At 53.1% G+C, this 13,799-nt stretch carries 17 protein-coding genes and 1 riboswitch; all 17 genes read right to left on the bottom strand.

What is annotated here, in order from left to right; all coding sequences use genetic code 11:
• Nucleotides 1-95 precede the first annotated feature (95 nt).
• The 17 genes from GTU79_RS06440 to GTU79_RS06360 all read right to left on the bottom strand — a co-directional run bounded on the left by GTU79_RS06440 (nucleotide 96) and on the right by GTU79_RS06360 (nucleotide 13,771).
• Nucleotides 96-935: an energy-coupling factor ABC transporter ATP-binding protein gene (locus GTU79_RS06440; RefSeq protein ID WP_203522437.1), complete on the bottom strand. Its 840-nt coding sequence runs from the start codon at nucleotides 933-935 to the stop codon at nucleotides 96-98.
• Nucleotides 936-946: 11 nt separating this feature from the next.
• A complete protein-coding gene (gene cbiQ, locus GTU79_RS06435) occupies nucleotides 947-1,723 on the bottom strand; it encodes a cobalt ECF transporter T component CbiQ (RefSeq protein ID WP_132923001.1) in 777 nt (258 codons plus the stop codon).
• On the bottom strand, nucleotides 1,720-2,073 hold the full coding sequence (locus tag GTU79_RS06430) for a hypothetical protein (RefSeq protein ID WP_203522438.1): 354 nt from the start codon (nucleotides 2,071-2,073) through the stop codon (nucleotides 1,720-1,722). The genes cbiQ and GTU79_RS06430 overlap by 4 nt, the downstream gene beginning before the upstream one ends.
• A 1-nt stretch (nucleotide 2,074) precedes the next feature.
• On the bottom strand, nucleotides 2,075-2,740 hold the full coding sequence (locus tag GTU79_RS06425) for an energy-coupling factor ABC transporter permease (protein WP_132923003.1): 666 nt from the start codon (nucleotides 2,738-2,740) through the stop codon (nucleotides 2,075-2,077).
• A gap of 266 nt (nucleotides 2,741-3,006) precedes the next feature.
• Nucleotides 3,007-3,223: riboswitch (cobalamin riboswitch) on the bottom strand.
• A gap of 1,214 nt (nucleotides 3,224-4,437) precedes the next feature.
• Entirely contained in the window at nucleotides 4,438-4,623 is a 186-nt protein-coding gene (locus GTU79_RS06420) for a hypothetical protein (protein ID WP_214513777.1), read from the bottom strand.
• A 72-nt stretch (nucleotides 4,624-4,695) separates the two neighbouring features.
• The gene (locus GTU79_RS06415) at nucleotides 4,696-5,646 is read right to left on the bottom strand and encodes a hypothetical protein (RefSeq protein WP_214513776.1); all 951 of its coding nucleotides are present in this window, start codon (nucleotides 5,644-5,646) and stop codon (nucleotides 4,696-4,698) included.
• Between the two features lie 105 nt (nucleotides 5,647-5,751).
• Entirely contained in the window at nucleotides 5,752-6,357 is a 606-nt protein-coding gene (locus GTU79_RS06410; RefSeq protein WP_338091462.1) for a tail fiber assembly protein, read from the bottom strand.
• Complete coding sequence (locus GTU79_RS06405) at nucleotides 6,354-7,217, bottom strand: tail fiber protein (RefSeq protein WP_203522441.1); 864 nt, start codon at nucleotides 7,215-7,217, stop codon at nucleotides 6,354-6,356. The genes GTU79_RS06410 and GTU79_RS06405 overlap by 4 nt, the downstream gene beginning before the upstream one ends.
• A complete protein-coding gene (locus tag GTU79_RS06400; RefSeq protein ID WP_203522442.1) occupies nucleotides 7,217-7,882 on the bottom strand; it encodes a baseplate wedge 1 family protein in 666 nt (221 codons plus the stop codon). The genes GTU79_RS06405 and GTU79_RS06400 overlap by 1 nt, the downstream gene beginning before the upstream one ends.
• Entirely contained in the window at nucleotides 7,879-9,078 is a 1,200-nt protein-coding gene (locus GTU79_RS06395; protein ID WP_203522443.1) for a baseplate J/gp47 family protein, read from the bottom strand. Before GTU79_RS06395 ends, GTU79_RS06400 begins: the two co-directional genes overlap by 4 nt.
• Nucleotides 9,078-9,431, bottom strand: coding sequence for a contractile injection system sheath initiator (locus tag GTU79_RS06390; RefSeq protein ID WP_203522444.1), 354 nt, complete (start codon nucleotides 9,429-9,431; stop codon nucleotides 9,078-9,080). The genes GTU79_RS06395 and GTU79_RS06390 overlap by 1 nt, the downstream gene beginning before the upstream one ends.
• The gene (locus tag GTU79_RS06385) at nucleotides 9,428-10,084 is read right to left on the bottom strand and encodes a Gp138 family membrane-puncturing spike protein (protein ID WP_203522445.1); all 657 of its coding nucleotides are present in this window, start codon (nucleotides 10,082-10,084) and stop codon (nucleotides 9,428-9,430) included. Before GTU79_RS06385 ends, GTU79_RS06390 begins: the two co-directional genes overlap by 4 nt.
• Nucleotides 10,084-10,989, bottom strand: coding sequence for a hypothetical protein (locus tag GTU79_RS06380; RefSeq protein WP_203522446.1), 906 nt, complete (start codon nucleotides 10,987-10,989; stop codon nucleotides 10,084-10,086). The genes GTU79_RS06385 and GTU79_RS06380 overlap by 1 nt, the downstream gene beginning before the upstream one ends.
• A 147-nt stretch (nucleotides 10,990-11,136) precedes the next feature.
• Nucleotides 11,137-11,451 carry a phage baseplate plug family protein gene (locus tag GTU79_RS06375; RefSeq protein WP_203522447.1) on the bottom strand — a complete coding sequence of 105 codons (315 nt, stop codon included), beginning with the start codon at nucleotides 11,449-11,451 and terminating at the stop codon, nucleotides 11,137-11,139.
• Nucleotides 11,452-11,493: 42 nt separating this feature from the next.
• On the bottom strand, nucleotides 11,494-12,093 hold the full coding sequence (locus tag GTU79_RS06370) for a phage baseplate protein (RefSeq protein ID WP_203522449.1): 600 nt from the start codon (nucleotides 12,091-12,093) through the stop codon (nucleotides 11,494-11,496).
• The gene (locus GTU79_RS06365) at nucleotides 12,094-13,659 is read right to left on the bottom strand and encodes a hypothetical protein (protein WP_203522451.1); all 1,566 of its coding nucleotides are present in this window, start codon (nucleotides 13,657-13,659) and stop codon (nucleotides 12,094-12,096) included. It lies immediately after the preceding gene.
• Entirely contained in the window at nucleotides 13,649-13,771 is a 123-nt protein-coding gene (locus tag GTU79_RS06360; RefSeq protein WP_338091461.1) for a DUF6889 family protein, read from the bottom strand. Before GTU79_RS06360 ends, GTU79_RS06365 begins: the two co-directional genes overlap by 11 nt.
• Between the last annotated feature and the right edge of the window lie 28 nt (nucleotides 13,772-13,799).

The following is a 13,799-nucleotide window of genomic DNA, read 5'->3' as shown; positions in this document are numbered from 1 at the left end:
CTTCGGCGGGCGCCGGCGTGCCATGGCGACAAGGGTCAGCAAGATAACCCTCGGCGCTAATCGGCCTTGCAAATCGGCACGTCCGGATGGAATCATCACGATTTGGCCGCCAGCGCCGCCTCTATCATCTCTTTGGCCTGACCGATGGTTAGCGGCAGCCCCTTTTCATCGAGCCGGCCGTCGCGCATCAACAGCTCCGCCAGATGAGCCACCCGGGGCAATCTCAGTTCGAAACGCCGCAGAATGTCTTTTTGATTGAAAAACTCAGAGAGATTCCCCCCCAGGACCACTTCCCCTTTATCCATCAAATAGACCTTGTCCGCCAGCAGCGGAACGATATCCATATCATGGAGGGTAAAAATCAGGGTGATGCCCAGGGTCTTATTGATATCGTTCAGCATATGCACCAAATGACTGGCCGACCGGGGGTCGAGGGCATTAAAGGGTTCATCCAGCACCAGGACCTTCGGTTTCATCGCAATAACGCTGGCCAGGGCAATGCGCTTCTTCTCGCCGCCGCTGAGATTAAAAGGATTGCGGTGAATATAGGACTCCATGCCGACGATATTCAGCGCCCAGCGTACGGTGTTATCCAATTCCTCGCCGGCAATTTTCATGTTAACCAGACCGTAGGCGACTTCCCGATAAACCGTGGCGTTAAACAGCTGGTCGTCCGAGTCCTGGAAAACCATGCCCACCCGGCGCCGCAGTTCAATGAAGTTCTCCCTCACCACCGGCAGGCTATCCACCACCACCCGTCCGCCCTGAGGTAGCAACAGTCCGTTAAAGAGCTGAAACAGCGTCGACTTCCCCGCGCCATTGGGGCCCAAAACAGCGACGCGCTCGCCCTGGCCAACGGTCAGATCCAGATGATTCAGTGCATTGTGTTTACCGTCATAAGAGAAGCTGACGTCGGAAAGCTTGATAATGTCCATGGTTTTCTCGGTTAGCGGCTTAACACATTCAGCGTGACGACCAATATCAGCAATAAGCCGGCGGCCAGGCCAATCAATTTATCCCGCCTTGGCACCTTGGTGGTAAAAAAGCACAGGTCGTGACTGTCTTCATCATAACCGCGAGCCAGCATGGCCTGATAAATCCGCGTGCTTCGGTCCAGGGATCGGATGAGGATACCGCCGGCGACCTTACCCGTATCCCTGACTCTGCGCAGCCAGGAAACAGTCTCTCCCAAGCGGCTGATTTGCGCCTGCCGCATGGTAAAGGCGGTATCCTGCATAATAAAAACATAACGATACATCATATCCGCAATATCAATAACGGTATGCGGCACTTTGCAAAGGCGCAGCGTTTCCAGGATATCTATCATCGGCGTGCTGAATGACAGCGCGGCAACCAGGGTCACCGCCGCCATGATGCGTAAGAAAAGGACAATACCGAAGACCAATCCCTCCTGATAGGCATCAAGGGAAAAGTAGTGAAGCGGAATAGTGAACAGCAGCCGGCTGCCATGGGTGAACAGCACGCTTAAAAATACCAGCCAGGCAATACCCATCGGCATGATCAAGCGTTTTAACAATGCCCTGCGGTCAAAGGGCATAACGCAAAACAGACTGATGGCGGCCAGCCATAATGCCAGCGCCAGATACCATTGGCTCAAGACGGAAGCCACCGCCACCGCCGACAGCAAAACAACGGTTTTTACCCGGCTGTCCAGCCGGCGCAGGGGACTGGAGGATTCATCGGCGAAACGCGCCAGGCTCATGATGCTTCTTCTTTGCTCCCGACGGCGTTGCCCTTGCCGCCAAACAGCTTCAGCCAATGATATCCCACAATCAGGCCGGCGAAAAAGTTGGCCACGGAAAAGGCCCCCACCTCGGCATCCCCCGGCAATTCCACAAAGGGATGATGAGGTTTGTGCGCCACGCCGGTGGCCAAATCATTGACGTGGTTATCCGTACCGCTGCCGTCCATGTTGTGGGTGCTCATATAAGTTCCCGAAGCAAAGATAAACAGCAGGATAACGCACATGACCGTCAGCATGGTTTTGGTGAAACCATCAAAAAATTGGGTTTTTTTCGCCTCTTCGGTCGGAGTCTCAATCTGCAATGACATGTTATGCTCCCGTTCTCGTCAAGATTCCCGGCAACAGGTCAGGTCGCCGGCTGACCATGGCCTGCAGCACCGCGGCGGTAAAAACCGCCTCGGCCACCGCCAGCGGCAGCTGCGTCGGACCGTAGCCCATGAAAAAAATCATCCACTGCTTCACCAGCGGAACGTTGCCGTGCAGGCTTAACGCCAGCTCAAACGCGCTGGTGAGATAGGTCACCAAATCCCCCACCAGGCCGGCCATGCCCGCGGCGAGCCATAACGGAAAACGAAACGCCCTGAAGAATTTCCACACGGCGTAACCGGAAAAAGCCCCGGCAATGCCCATGGAGACCGTATTGGCGCCGATGGTGGTAATGCCGCCATGGCCCAGGAAGACCGCCTGGAAAAACAGCACAATCATCGACACCACCGCGGTGGCGAACGGACCGATAATAATCGCCGCCAATGGCGTGCCGCACGGATGAGAGCTGGAGCCGGTGACCGGCACCGGCAAATGCATCGCCGAGATAACAAACACCGCGACGCCGATCATGGCGAGGAAAGGTTTATAAGCGAGATTAGTTTTGATTTTTCTTTTTATTTCATAGATGCCCGGCACAACAAAAACCGCCGTCACGGCATAATAAACGGCGCATGCCGTCAGCGGTAAAATTCCATCTTCGATATGCATGCCTGATCCTCACGAGTGTCAACTATACCCATCATCTCTCTCGTTGCAGCTGTGCTGGATAGACTCTTTCACTCGAATAACCTGCCTGAGTAAGCCTCATCGGGATTTTTCGCTTGCCGCCGCTTGAAAGCCATTGGGTATATAACACAAATTAAAAAACCAACATGCGGCAGTGAAGGAAGGAAAATAAGTTCAGACACGGGGAATGTTAACCACTCTCGCCGCGAAGTTATAACCGAACCCTTCCCATCACCCCGGGGATTGGTACTTCCTGTATGAGATGGGCCGGTCTCCTGGCTTGCCGTCATTCTTCTTTACCGCCTTCCCATGTCATAAAACACAGTGGCTGAAGGTAAATTCGTCAGGCTTACAGTAGCGGGGGCTGCGCCGGAATATTGATTATCCAAAAAGGGATCTGACCGGCTTTCCGTTTCACCCGCCTCGCGATCGCGAAGCTAAGGCACCCAAATCTCGGAAATTTATCCTGAGTTTTTTTTCAATTAACGTCAAGGGATAAATAAACCTTATGTCGGGATTTTGTTGCGGTAGATCATGATAAGGAGAAATTTTGTATGTGAAAAATTTGCAGGTGGATATCATATTTTTGTTACGGAGGTGGGGGTAGTGCTTAAATTAACAGGGAATAGTTGAGTCCTGCCTTGGCACTCATTAGGAATAAAGGTGGTTCAAGTTCCTGTACATGTTTGATAAAAGGCTATTAAGCGGGAATGGTTATTGCGGATGGATATGATTTACATCAATTACTAATTCATGAAACGAAAAAATAAAAATGATCTGAATCAATTATCGTTACAAAAGCGGATCGCTATATAACATTGAATGAACTTCTTAAGATTTATCGTGGATAACTACAGGCCTTGAGCGTCTAGATCCACAGGGGAGTCCAACAGGATTCTTTACAAGGGCCAATAAGGCCCTTGAATTTAACATTAAGAGATGTTCATTAAGTAAAACCTGTCTACCGCTCCCGCGCCGGGATATAGTGATAAATCGTGTTGGGAGATACCTTCAATATCAGCGCCACCAGTTGTAAAGTTGCACCTTGGCAAACATCCGGCGCGCCCGGTCAATCGCTTGTTCGGTCATAATCCGGCGTTTGCCGCCGATTCTCCCCTCTGCGCGAACCGCCTACCCCGCAAAGTACGTTCCACGATAAACGCAGGCTCCATTCCATCCAGCACGCTCCTCACATGGAAAAAGAAACCTCCATTGAGATACTGGTATCGCACACATTTTTTGCTGGTGATCTAATAATGTCTCTTGATTTTTTTCAATAAATGTTAATTAAGTTAATTTAACATGAAATCTAATTCCTCTTAGATATATGCTGATGACTTAATAAAGGAATTGCATCGCGAATTATGTATATCCTTAGGCGATCATAAATAGCCGGACTTAAAGGCCCGGCCTGGCTTGGCTTATTTAAATAAAACTATAGAAATTGGTGAAAAAGCTTTGTAATTTTACTCTGATAAGTAAATTGATATTTAATCTAATATAGAATATAGACGACTATTAATACGAATCTATGGCATTAAAAACACTTTATTCGCATACTCCGGTCAGCACGGAAGAAGTCTATACTCAAGATTGTAATTCACAAAAATATGATCGGAATACTTTAGAAACGGGATATATGTTTAATTAAACGTGAACACAAAAAATCTACCAGTTACTCATCTGTTATCTTCGGGAAATAAAGGAATCGCTTGTTGCATCATAAATATACTCCAAGTCCGCAAAATCCGATTCTTTAATTTCCGCAGTAGTAAATTCGGACTCAGGTTTCCAAGATTTTTATCACCATCCCAGACAATAATATTCACAACAACATTATCTTTAAGCACTGCGTAATTAGCCATTATGCATATTCCCAAATTTCAACATAACCATTCCCACCATTACCTCCGGCATAAGCAGGAGAAGCGGCTGTGTTAGAACCTCCCAGCGCCCTGAACCCCGGATCCGCTAAAACCTGGTAGACCAATACCTGCGGATCCACCGATTGAGCTCCCGCCTGCAAATTTATTACTTCGCCCACCTCGGCCACCCTGACAATTACCGAGTGCCGTAAGAAGCAACCACCCCCTGATCACCTTTATATTAAACAAGTTCCCACCGGTTGCAGTCCCTCCAGCCCCTCCGATTTGCTGGACAATGCTTCCGGAAAGCATTTGCGATGTATTCAAAGCGCCAACGGCACCTCCATTCGCAATAATCGCTGCATTAAAGGATGAAGCCCCGCCTGTACCGACGGATGATGCAGTTGCTAAGCCGCCAGCACCTATAATTACCGGCGCAGAATCAGGAACGGCAGTCATCCAACTTTCGGCATAGCCTCCAGCGCCTCCACCAGCAGCACCGGACATATATCCCACAGCACAAGCAATAGCGTATCCCCCCGCAGCGCCTGCGCCCTGGACGATAACGAGCGCTTTATTAGTGCCAGGTGTTTTACTATAAGTGCCGGATGAGGTGAATAGCTGAATATTCAGTAAACGCCCCTTTAGCGTCCCGTCGCTTGAACCAATGTTTGCGAGAGCCGTGCTCACCGCAGTCGCGCCGGCGGATTTAATTTCCGAAAAGTTATTGGCCGTCTGCAAAAAACTTAACGCGCCATTCGTTTTTAATGCCGCACTAAGATTGTTAAGCACCGTTGCCGTATCACCATTATCCAGTACATCATCGCCCGTGGTATTGGCAATAAACTGCGCCAACACGCTGGCGATGGCTGTGGATTGACGTAGTGCCTTGTTGACCTGAGCCGACGAAGCTTTGCCGGCGGTGAATCCCGAAACAAGGGCCGTCAGGGCTTCATAATCTGCCTGGGCGGTGACGTTGGCACCGGCACCGGCGGCAAAGGGTCTGAAGTTGTTTGTTGCCATTATTGATTTACTCTCCTGTTACGATATGAGTTCCGGCAAAATATCGGCCGTTCATATCTAAGCGGAAATTTATTATGCAATAATCTATAGGGCCAAATAAATTATTCAATCTGGAACAGAGGGCCAGGTAATTTCCGCTGCTGTAGTATCTACGGCCTGCACCGCTTGAACATATTTCATCCATGTTGTTAGGGTTGATTTATCGCTATCAGAGATAATTCCCAGCATTAATTGAGTTTGCCACAGTTGGGTTTTTAAATTAGCCGCGGATATTAATGCCGATTTTTGAGCGACGGCGGCATCTATTTGTGCGGTTTCAAGTGCTGCGGAGTCTGTCACCCATTCAGAGCCATTCCATGCATCATAAGGGGTAGCCGGGGCAAGCAGAGTCAAGGACGCATCAATTGCGCCAATATCCTGAACCACCACGGATTGCAGCGTAGCTGTGTTGTATACCGTTTCTCCTCGGTGATCTTCAATTTGCTCCCATCCATCACCGGTTGAATTGCGGCAAATCGCGAAACCATCTTGATGAGCAGGCGGTTCATCAATAGTAGATAAGGCAGGTAATCCAACGCCAACCATTAAATATTCATCAGAGCTACCAATAAATTCATTAGTAAGGTTATCTATATTGTAGACCGTAGTCCATCCACTGGAAATGGCCTGATTATTTTTATCCAGAACCCCCTTTATTTTGTCAGCCATCATGCTGCCCTCACGATATAATTAAACGATATGTTGCACGGACGTACTGATATCCATACCGAGTAATCACTAATAGCTGTATTCATTTGTGTTGCCTGCATTGCATTATCAGCTAGTACACCACCTAAAACTGAATTATTCGGGGCATTAGCACCTGTTGGCTGAGTTTTTGTCACTGAGTCAGGCTGGGAGTATGCCGTGCCGACGAGGGAAGTACTGTATGCGGCGTCAGAACCTGAGTAATCCAGTGCCGCAGTACGAATCGATGTCGCTGTCTGCATTGTTAATATAGTGCGATTAATATCGACCCCCCGCCCATCATCCCAACCGCGAATAAATTGTCCTCTTAAATCCGGCAGCGTTAACGCAGGAAATACGCCCGCTAATTTGGGGTATAGTGTCGCAGAAAATACTGCGCCATTGCATTTCAGCCACCCCGCCGGCGGTGTTGCTACCGGGTAAGGTATGGGCACGCCCACCGGCAATGCTGAGCCGTCGCCCAAATTGAGATTTGCTAAAGCGGCACTGACCGCGGTTGCACCAGCGGATTTGATTTCCGAGAAGTTGTTGGCCGTCTGCAAAAAGCTTAACGCGCCATTCGTTTTTAATGCCGCGATAAGGTTATTGAGCAGCGTTGTCGTATCACCATTATCCAGCACATCTTTACCCGTGGTATTGGCAATAAACTGTGCCAACACGCTGGCGAGCACTGTTGATTGGCGTAGTGCCTTGTTGACCTGGGCCGATGAAGCCTTGCCGGCGGTGAATCCCGAAACAAGGGCCGCCAGGGCTTCATAATCCGCCTGGGCGGTGACGTTGGCGCCGGCACCGACGGCAAAGGGTTTGAAGTTGTTTGTTGCCATTATAAATTCACTCCCCATGAGCCGATATCAAAACCGGCGATATATTGGTTGTCCATGTCGAAGCCGAAAAACTGATTGTTGGCCGACGGGGTTAATATTTCCCCGGCATAAACCCCGGCGGCTTTTACCGTTAAATAGCCCTGGCGAATGGCGGCCAGCAGTTCACGGGAAACGTAATCCATGCTGGTTTCGGCAAATACCCACAGAGCAATGGTCATATTCTGGTTATCCACTATCTGCATAAATAACCCGGAGCCGGCCAGGGCGGTATTCAGAATATCCGGCAGCGAGCCGTTGGTGCCGTCCCAGTGATTAATGGCGATTTTGGCTTTCAGCACCACCCGGTAAACATCGTCGCTCAGGTTGGTAAAACCGGCGTCGGGATCGTAGTGGCCTTGCCAGACGCCCTGTTCATAGCCCAGTCCGTCGGTATCCCAGGAAAAGTAAACGCCGGAAATAGGCTGTGCCACGGTGCGGCTGCGGCCTATCCATTCGCCGAGAATGTCCAGCTGATTGCCCACGGCGGTATCAATATCAAAATCATTGATAAACCCGATCATGGCGCCATCGATATCCACCAGCGGGCGGGTGGATAAATCGATATGGTCGACAAAATTCGGTTTGCCACGGTGGTAGTTGGTGATGAGATCGGTGTATTTACTCATGACGCCACCTGGATAAGGATGTCATCCACGCTGCAGGAGGCCGATTCGTCCCAGGCGATATTAATATTGCCGGCCGCGACGGCGGCGGCGGATGTGCCGATGGACAGATCGATAATGTCGTAATATTTGCTGGCGCCGCCGCTCACCGCGCCGAGATTGGCGGGTGAATACACCCGGCTCAGCAATACATCGCTGCCGATGGACAGTGAGTTGATATAGTCGGCGATGGCGGCTTTAATCTGGTCGCCGATGACCGAGGTATAGCCGGTAAATACCGTCAGGGTCAGGGAGATGAACACGGGCACCGCAATGGGCCTGGAAAAGCTGATGACCTGAGGGTTGCCGTACTCGTCCGGCACGGTGATGCTGGTAGTGCCGTAGGTGCTGACCCCCTGCCCTTTCTTGCTGCGCAGGGTATCGGCGATGGAGGTGGCGTCGCCGCCTTCAATCACCGCCGAGATGGAGTGCGCCGGCAGGCCGTTACCGTCCGTGCTGCCGGTGTCGTTCTCGAACAGGACATGGCGCGTGACGCCGCCGATATTGGCGATGGCCCCGTCTATGGCTTCAAAGGGCGTCAGCGACGGCAGCGCCACGCTGATGGCCTGCCTGGCCCTTAAGGCGGCATCGGTCTCGTCGGCGCTGCCCACCGCGGCGGCGGAAGGATTGGTGGCGGATGACCATCCCAGGGTCGGCGTATTGATCTGGTTTACCGTGCCGGGCAGCGCGGTGATAGCGCCGGTGGTGGCGCAGGTGGCGGTAACAATAACCGAGCCGGCGACGTCAATCACCACCTGGGCCGGTAAATTCCAGATAACGCTGTTGCCGTCTTTAACCGATCCGTTGGTAATGGTGGTGCCGGCGGTGCCGGCTATCAGCACGTCCACCGTGGAATTCACCGCGGCGGCCCGTTGGATACCGTTAATCTTCACATTGCTGGCCAGTCCGTTGCTGACGGCGGTGGCCGGTGAAAAAGAGTTATACACCGCGATGGCGCTGTTATTGGCATCATGAATCGCCAACGCCACCAGCGCCACCATCTGGCCGTCTTTGCTGTCGGGGGCCAGATAGGCGTCGCTGCCGTAGATCTGCTGGAAATAGCCGGTGACGGTGTTGAGGATGGTCTGGTAGTCGGGGGCGGTGATGCCCGTGGCTGTGACGGTGGCCGCCAGTCCAAGAGTGTCGAGATTAAGAGCCATTATGCCTCGCTTATTACCGTGGTCGCCCCGTAGAGGGTGTCGATGGCGGCGGTAAAGGTGACACGGCGCGTATTGCCGTCGTTATTGGTGTCGAAGGATTGGATGGAATTGACACCCGCAGTGCCCAGGATCCGGTTGCGCACCGCGAGGCTGTAGATATCCGAGCGCTGCTTGCCCAGGATGGACTGCAGATAGGGCGTGCCCTCGGTGGTATCCAGGAACCATTGTCCCTGCCACAGCTTAAAACGGGTGGCCACGGCCTGGGCCACGCATTCGGGAGAATTGACCAAAAAGGTGTTGTCCCCCTGGCCGAAGGTGTAATCGCCATCCGCTCCTTCACGTCTGTATCTCATTTTGCCGCTCCTGTATTGCTGCCGCCGCTTTGTACTCCGCCGTGGACGTGGCCGGTCTGGCTGATGCCCGCCGCCACCTGATCGCCGGTGGAGGTGACGGCGCCGTTGATTTGTACTTTGCCGTTCACCGTCAGCAGCGGCGTGTCGATGGTGACATTGCCGCTGCGGTCGATTTCAATAAACGACGCGCCGCTGTCAGTGCGCAGCTGGGTGGCGGTGGTGCTGATGCCGCTGATTTTATATTTTTGCGACTGCGGTCCAATCAAGGCGAAGGCGTCGGATAAATCATGCTGGCGAGGGTCCACCGGTTCCTGCAGGTCGCCGTTCTGCCACCAGAAATCGATGCAGCGATCGGCAAACACCACCAGGCATTCATCTCCTTCTCTCACCGGGAACGTCAGGGTGACGCCGCCGCCCCGGGGAAACAGCACCGGTACATCCGCCAGCAGCGGCAGGTTGACGGAATTCACCTTGCCGGTGATATCGGTGATGGCGCCTTTGATGGCCGGCTGTACCGAGCAGGTGACCGTATCCGGATCGAAGGACTTGATAATGCCGGGCATGGCTACCCGCAGGTTGGTGGAGAGATTATCGCCATGGGCTTCCAGTAACTGGTCAATCTCGCCGGTTTGTTCATTAACGGGAATCGTCATCAGTTTTTACTCGAATCTTGGGGAGGTTTATCCACCAGGTCATTGTGGGCGGTACAGTTCAAATCCATATACCAATCGTCGCCCATGGTATCGCCCTGGCAGTTTATGGAGTTGACGATAAAATAGCCGGTAGTGGCCGTTGCCGAGGTATAGTCAGTGGGTTTAGCCGTGGCGCCGGTTTGATCTTTGCCTCCGGCGGCAGGGGGCGTTTTTTTGAGGTCGCCGAAGTCGACGGCATTGAAATTCGCCTCTCTGGCCGATTGCAGTTCTACCTGAACCAGGCTTCCCCACTGGATAGTCGGATTGATCAGACAGCGTATCACCGCCCCGCCCCCAATGGTCTGTGTAGGCACGCCGAGCAACCCCGTACGACCGTTTAATACAATCACATCATCAAGGCTGGCATCTTCAAATATCGATACATATTGGCCGTTGATGAATTGCCAAAGGAATTGGCACTGTTTTGCAAGCAGGTCTTGATAGACTGTGGAGCGCCCGAACATAGCCTTTGATCGGGGATATTTGGTGCCGGGCATTTTCGCCGTCCTGCCCCTGGTCACGCCGTAGGGCTCAAAGGTCTGCATTAAAGCCGCATCCACCCGCGCGGCGTCATAGCCTTTACCCAGGGTCTGGTTGATAGTGGCATAGACCTTGGCATCGTGAGAATCCACCGCTTGAATGGTGACCACCTGGTCGGTTTTGTTCTCCAGGCTTCTGCTGGAATAGCGGATTTTGCCGTCAAACAGGATGCCAGAATTATTCTGGTAGCCGGCAATGAGTTGAATACTGGAAAATTCGCCGGCCTGAATGGCATTGGCGGTGTCGTCGGATAAATTATAAATCTTGAAAACGGCGGAGCCCCATTGTGAGGTGGTCCACCCTTGCAGCGTGAAAACACATCTCAACTTAGCTAAATCCAGCGTGCGGCCGCCAGGAGCCGTAATCAAGAGCGTGCAACTTCTTAGCCAGTTATAACTCATATTTCACCCATAAAAAAACCCGCCGGGGCGAGGTTCATTCAGATATTTCGTGGCTAGAACCGGAAATAAAAATCATGACGATGACGCGGTAATAAAATAGACATGACTGGTGCTTCCCAGGCCGGTTATGGTCGGCAGACTGGTATCATCGTCATCCAGCATAACCATCAGTTGACCGTTAAAGCCCAGGTAGGCGTATTGCGCCAATAAATCGACGTTAATCACCAGGGGAATGCCTTGAATCAAGGCATTACTCGCGGAATCGGCGATATCCAATATCCAGCCGGCGCTGTCCCGCCACAATAAGGTCATTTTGTATAAGGTCCCTGCCAGCTTGATATAGAAGGTCTGATTATCCGCTGTAAGGGGTATTTCTTGGATAGCCATGATGTACCGCCGAATAAAATAAAGAATATCGAGGTTTGAAAATCAATTGGCGGCAATATTACCCGCCGCCACCGTGGGATTAGCGGGTGTTGTCGGTGTTTTCTTTCCGGTATTCGCCACTGCCGAGGTGCTTAAGGTGTTGGCCATATTGACTTTCAAAGCGGCCTTGGTCGTATCAGTCGTGGTGATAACGACCTGGGTCATCGTCAACGTGCAGGACAAAACGTATTCCGTCGCGACACTGGTATCCACCTCGATGGACGTAATCAGCATATTGCTGTATTGCCGCTTGCCGGTGGTGACCTCGATAAGGGTTCGAGAGGTAAGCAAGCCCAATATTTGCTTATAAGTGTCCTGCGGACTGAGTTCAAGGGGCGTGGTTTGGCCGATGGTTTTTGTTATCGCACTGGTGATGGACTGGTCAAGCAACGCGCCGCCGCCGGCAAAACCCAGGATCATGGTTACCGTCGCCGGCGGCATATAGGCGTGGTCGCTGATGGTGGCGCCACTCTCCACCGGATACGCCGTAACGGTCAGGCTATCCTTATGGACTTCCGACACCACTACGCTTGGAATAAGCAGCGTCGTTCCCTGGCCGAAATGCCGCGAGTTTTGCTGGAACAGGGCTGAAAGAATATCCATTTATCGCGCCTTTGGGGAAAGTAGTTGGGTCAGGGTCGCGTTGACGCTGATTTGCCGATCCGCGATGGTTTTGGCCGTCTCGCTGGGCGACACTGCGCCGTTGACCGTGATATTGGTGGTCTGGTTCAGGGTAGCGGCCCCCGCCGCCGCGCCGGCGCTTCCCATCGGTGCATTGGCATAGGGGCTCCGGCCCGGTTCCCATTGGCCAGCTCCCCCCATGAGGGATGCCGAGAGCCGGGGAGCGGCGATATTCAGCAATGCCGTCGGATTGACGCTGAATCGTTTGGCGAGGCTGCCCAGGGCACCACCGGTTCCGGAGCTGTACAAGGCCGTTTGCCCGCCGTCGTCGGACATGTCGCTGTTCAGGAGCGTTTCGGCGCCGCCGGCTTTGTTCTGGTTTGCCAACTGACGGACCTTGGCCCCGGAGCCCTCAAGCAGCGCCTGTAAAAAAGCCCCGCCGCCCTGTCCGCTCGCCGCAGGCTGTGGGACGAGGTCAGGCTGATTGCCGGTTTGCCGTGCAGAGCTAAAGGCCTTATGGGCGGTGGCTTGCCGGACATCCGCTGATGTAACGGCGGATACCGGGTTGATATTCGCGTTCGATATATTATCGCCGGACCCCGAGGCGGGTTTGGTTGAGCCGCCGCGGTTTTGGTTGCCGTTATGCCCAAACGGCAAAGGCCGCCCCATGGTTCCAACCAATCCCTTGACGATATTGATAAGGTAACTACCCATCGCGGACAATCCGGCAACGGCTCGCACAGTATCGCCAGCGGAAGTCAGCTGATGATGAGCGACGACAGCAGGCTTATCGCTGGAGGCAGCGCTATGCCCGGCGATATCCGAGGCATTATTCGGGGCGACAGAAGTCCCGTTGACTCCGGAAGCTTCGGCCCCCGGGGGCGACGATATGCCGTTCCGCGCCGCCGGAACGCCACTCCCCATTCCATTATCATTGCCGGCATTGGGAGCCTTGCTGCGGCCACTGTTCAAAACCTGATAGCGGGAATATCCGGCCAAAGGGCGGCCAGTACGGCTTTTCCCGGCCTGCAGACCATCCGTCGTCCCACTCCCCGTATCTGGTTGCGGCAAACTTGCCCCCGTCACGCTCAACAGGCGCGATAACGATGTCCCTGCGTTGGTAATAACCACCTCCCAACTGCCCAGGCCGCTCTGCTTTACCGTACCGGATTGCCCGGTATCCTGGGCAAAAGACAGTGTCGGCGCCAGCATGGTTGCCGCCTGGACCGACGGCCCCTGTAAAGCCCGATTCAATCCCGCCAGACTGCCGGTCAGGCCGGCCAAGCCGGTCAAAGACGTGGCCGCACCCGTTGCCGGCGTCGCGGCATTGGCGCTAAAAGCCCCCCCGAGGGGGGGTATGGAAAAACTGTCCAATCCATTGGCCAGGCGCCCGATAAAACGTCCCATCGAGAGCACCGTTGCGTCGGCAGCCCGGCCAAGGCTGGCGATATTACGGGTTATCATGAACCCAAGGGTATCCAGACTCTCATCGGCATTCGGTTGAAACCCCAGACCGGCCAAAAAATCCTTGATGATTTCAGCGTTCATTTGCCTGCCTCCAGCGCGCTATCCGCGCATTATTGTCTTCCACCAGATCGAGATAATCGTTCAACATGGCGATATCGCACAGATCAATGGCGCCGCTTTTGATCTCACCCATGGTGGTCAGTCCCGCCTTGACAGGGCGG

The sequence above is a fragment of the Sodalis ligni genome (assembly GCF_016865525.2).
GTDB classification, from domain to species: Bacteria; Pseudomonadota; Gammaproteobacteria; order Enterobacterales; family Enterobacteriaceae; genus Acerihabitans; species Acerihabitans ligni.
This window is presented reverse-complemented; position numbering and strand designations above follow the sequence as displayed.

What these genes read in the sequence shown, in the direction of transcription:
- GTU79_RS06430 (WP_203522438.1), bottom strand. Translation starts at nt 2,073, where the DNA reads ATGTCATTGCAGATTGAGACTCCGACCGAAGAGGCGAAAAAAACCCAA.
- cbiQ (WP_132923001.1), bottom strand. Translation starts at nt 1,723, where the DNA reads ATGAGCCTGGCGCGTTTCGCCGATGAATCCTCCAGTCCCCTGCGCCGG.
- GTU79_RS06395 (WP_203522443.1), bottom strand. Translation starts at nt 9,078, where the DNA reads ATGGCTCTTAATCTCGACACTCTTGGACTGGCGGCCACCGTCACAGCC.
- GTU79_RS06415 (WP_214513776.1), bottom strand. Translation starts at nt 5,646, where the DNA reads ATGGCAACAAACAACTTCAGACCCTTTGCCGCCGGTGCCGGTGCCAAC.
- GTU79_RS06410 (WP_338091462.1), bottom strand. Translation starts at nt 6,357, where the DNA reads ATGATGGCTGACAAAATAAAGGGGGTTCTGGATAAAAATAATCAGGCC.
- GTU79_RS06360 (WP_338091461.1), bottom strand. Translation starts at nt 13,771, where the DNA reads ATGGGTGAGATCAAAAGCGGCGCCATTGATCTGTGCGATATCGCCATG.
- GTU79_RS06425 (WP_132923003.1), bottom strand. Translation starts at nt 2,740, where the DNA reads ATGCATATCGAAGATGGAATTTTACCGCTGACGGCATGCGCCGTTTAT.
- GTU79_RS06405 (WP_203522441.1), bottom strand. Translation starts at nt 7,217, where the DNA reads ATGGCAACAAACAACTTCAAACCCTTTGCCGTCGGTGCCGGCGCCAAC.
- GTU79_RS06365 (WP_203522451.1), bottom strand. Translation starts at nt 13,659, where the DNA reads ATGAACGCTGAAATCATCAAGGATTTTTTGGCCGGTCTGGGGTTTCAA.
- GTU79_RS06370 (WP_203522449.1), bottom strand. Translation starts at nt 12,093, where the DNA reads ATGGATATTCTTTCAGCCCTGTTCCAGCAAAACTCGCGGCATTTCGGC.
- GTU79_RS06400 (WP_203522442.1), bottom strand. Translation starts at nt 7,882, where the DNA reads ATGAGTAAATACACCGATCTCATCACCAACTACCACCGTGGCAAACCG.
- GTU79_RS06375 (WP_203522447.1), bottom strand. Translation starts at nt 11,451, where the DNA reads ATGGCTATCCAAGAAATACCCCTTACAGCGGATAATCAGACCTTCTAT.
- GTU79_RS06440 (WP_203522437.1), bottom strand. Translation starts at nt 935, where the DNA reads ATGGACATTATCAAGCTTTCCGACGTCAGCTTCTCTTATGACGGTAAA.
- GTU79_RS06385 (WP_203522445.1), bottom strand. Translation starts at nt 10,084, where the DNA reads ATGACGATTCCCGTTAATGAACAAACCGGCGAGATTGACCAGTTACTG.
- GTU79_RS06390 (WP_203522444.1), bottom strand. Translation starts at nt 9,431, where the DNA reads ATGAGATACAGACGTGAAGGAGCGGATGGCGATTACACCTTCGGCCAG.
- GTU79_RS06420 (WP_214513777.1), bottom strand. Translation starts at nt 4,623, where the DNA reads ATGGCTAATTACGCAGTGCTTAAAGATAATGTTGTTGTGAATATTATT.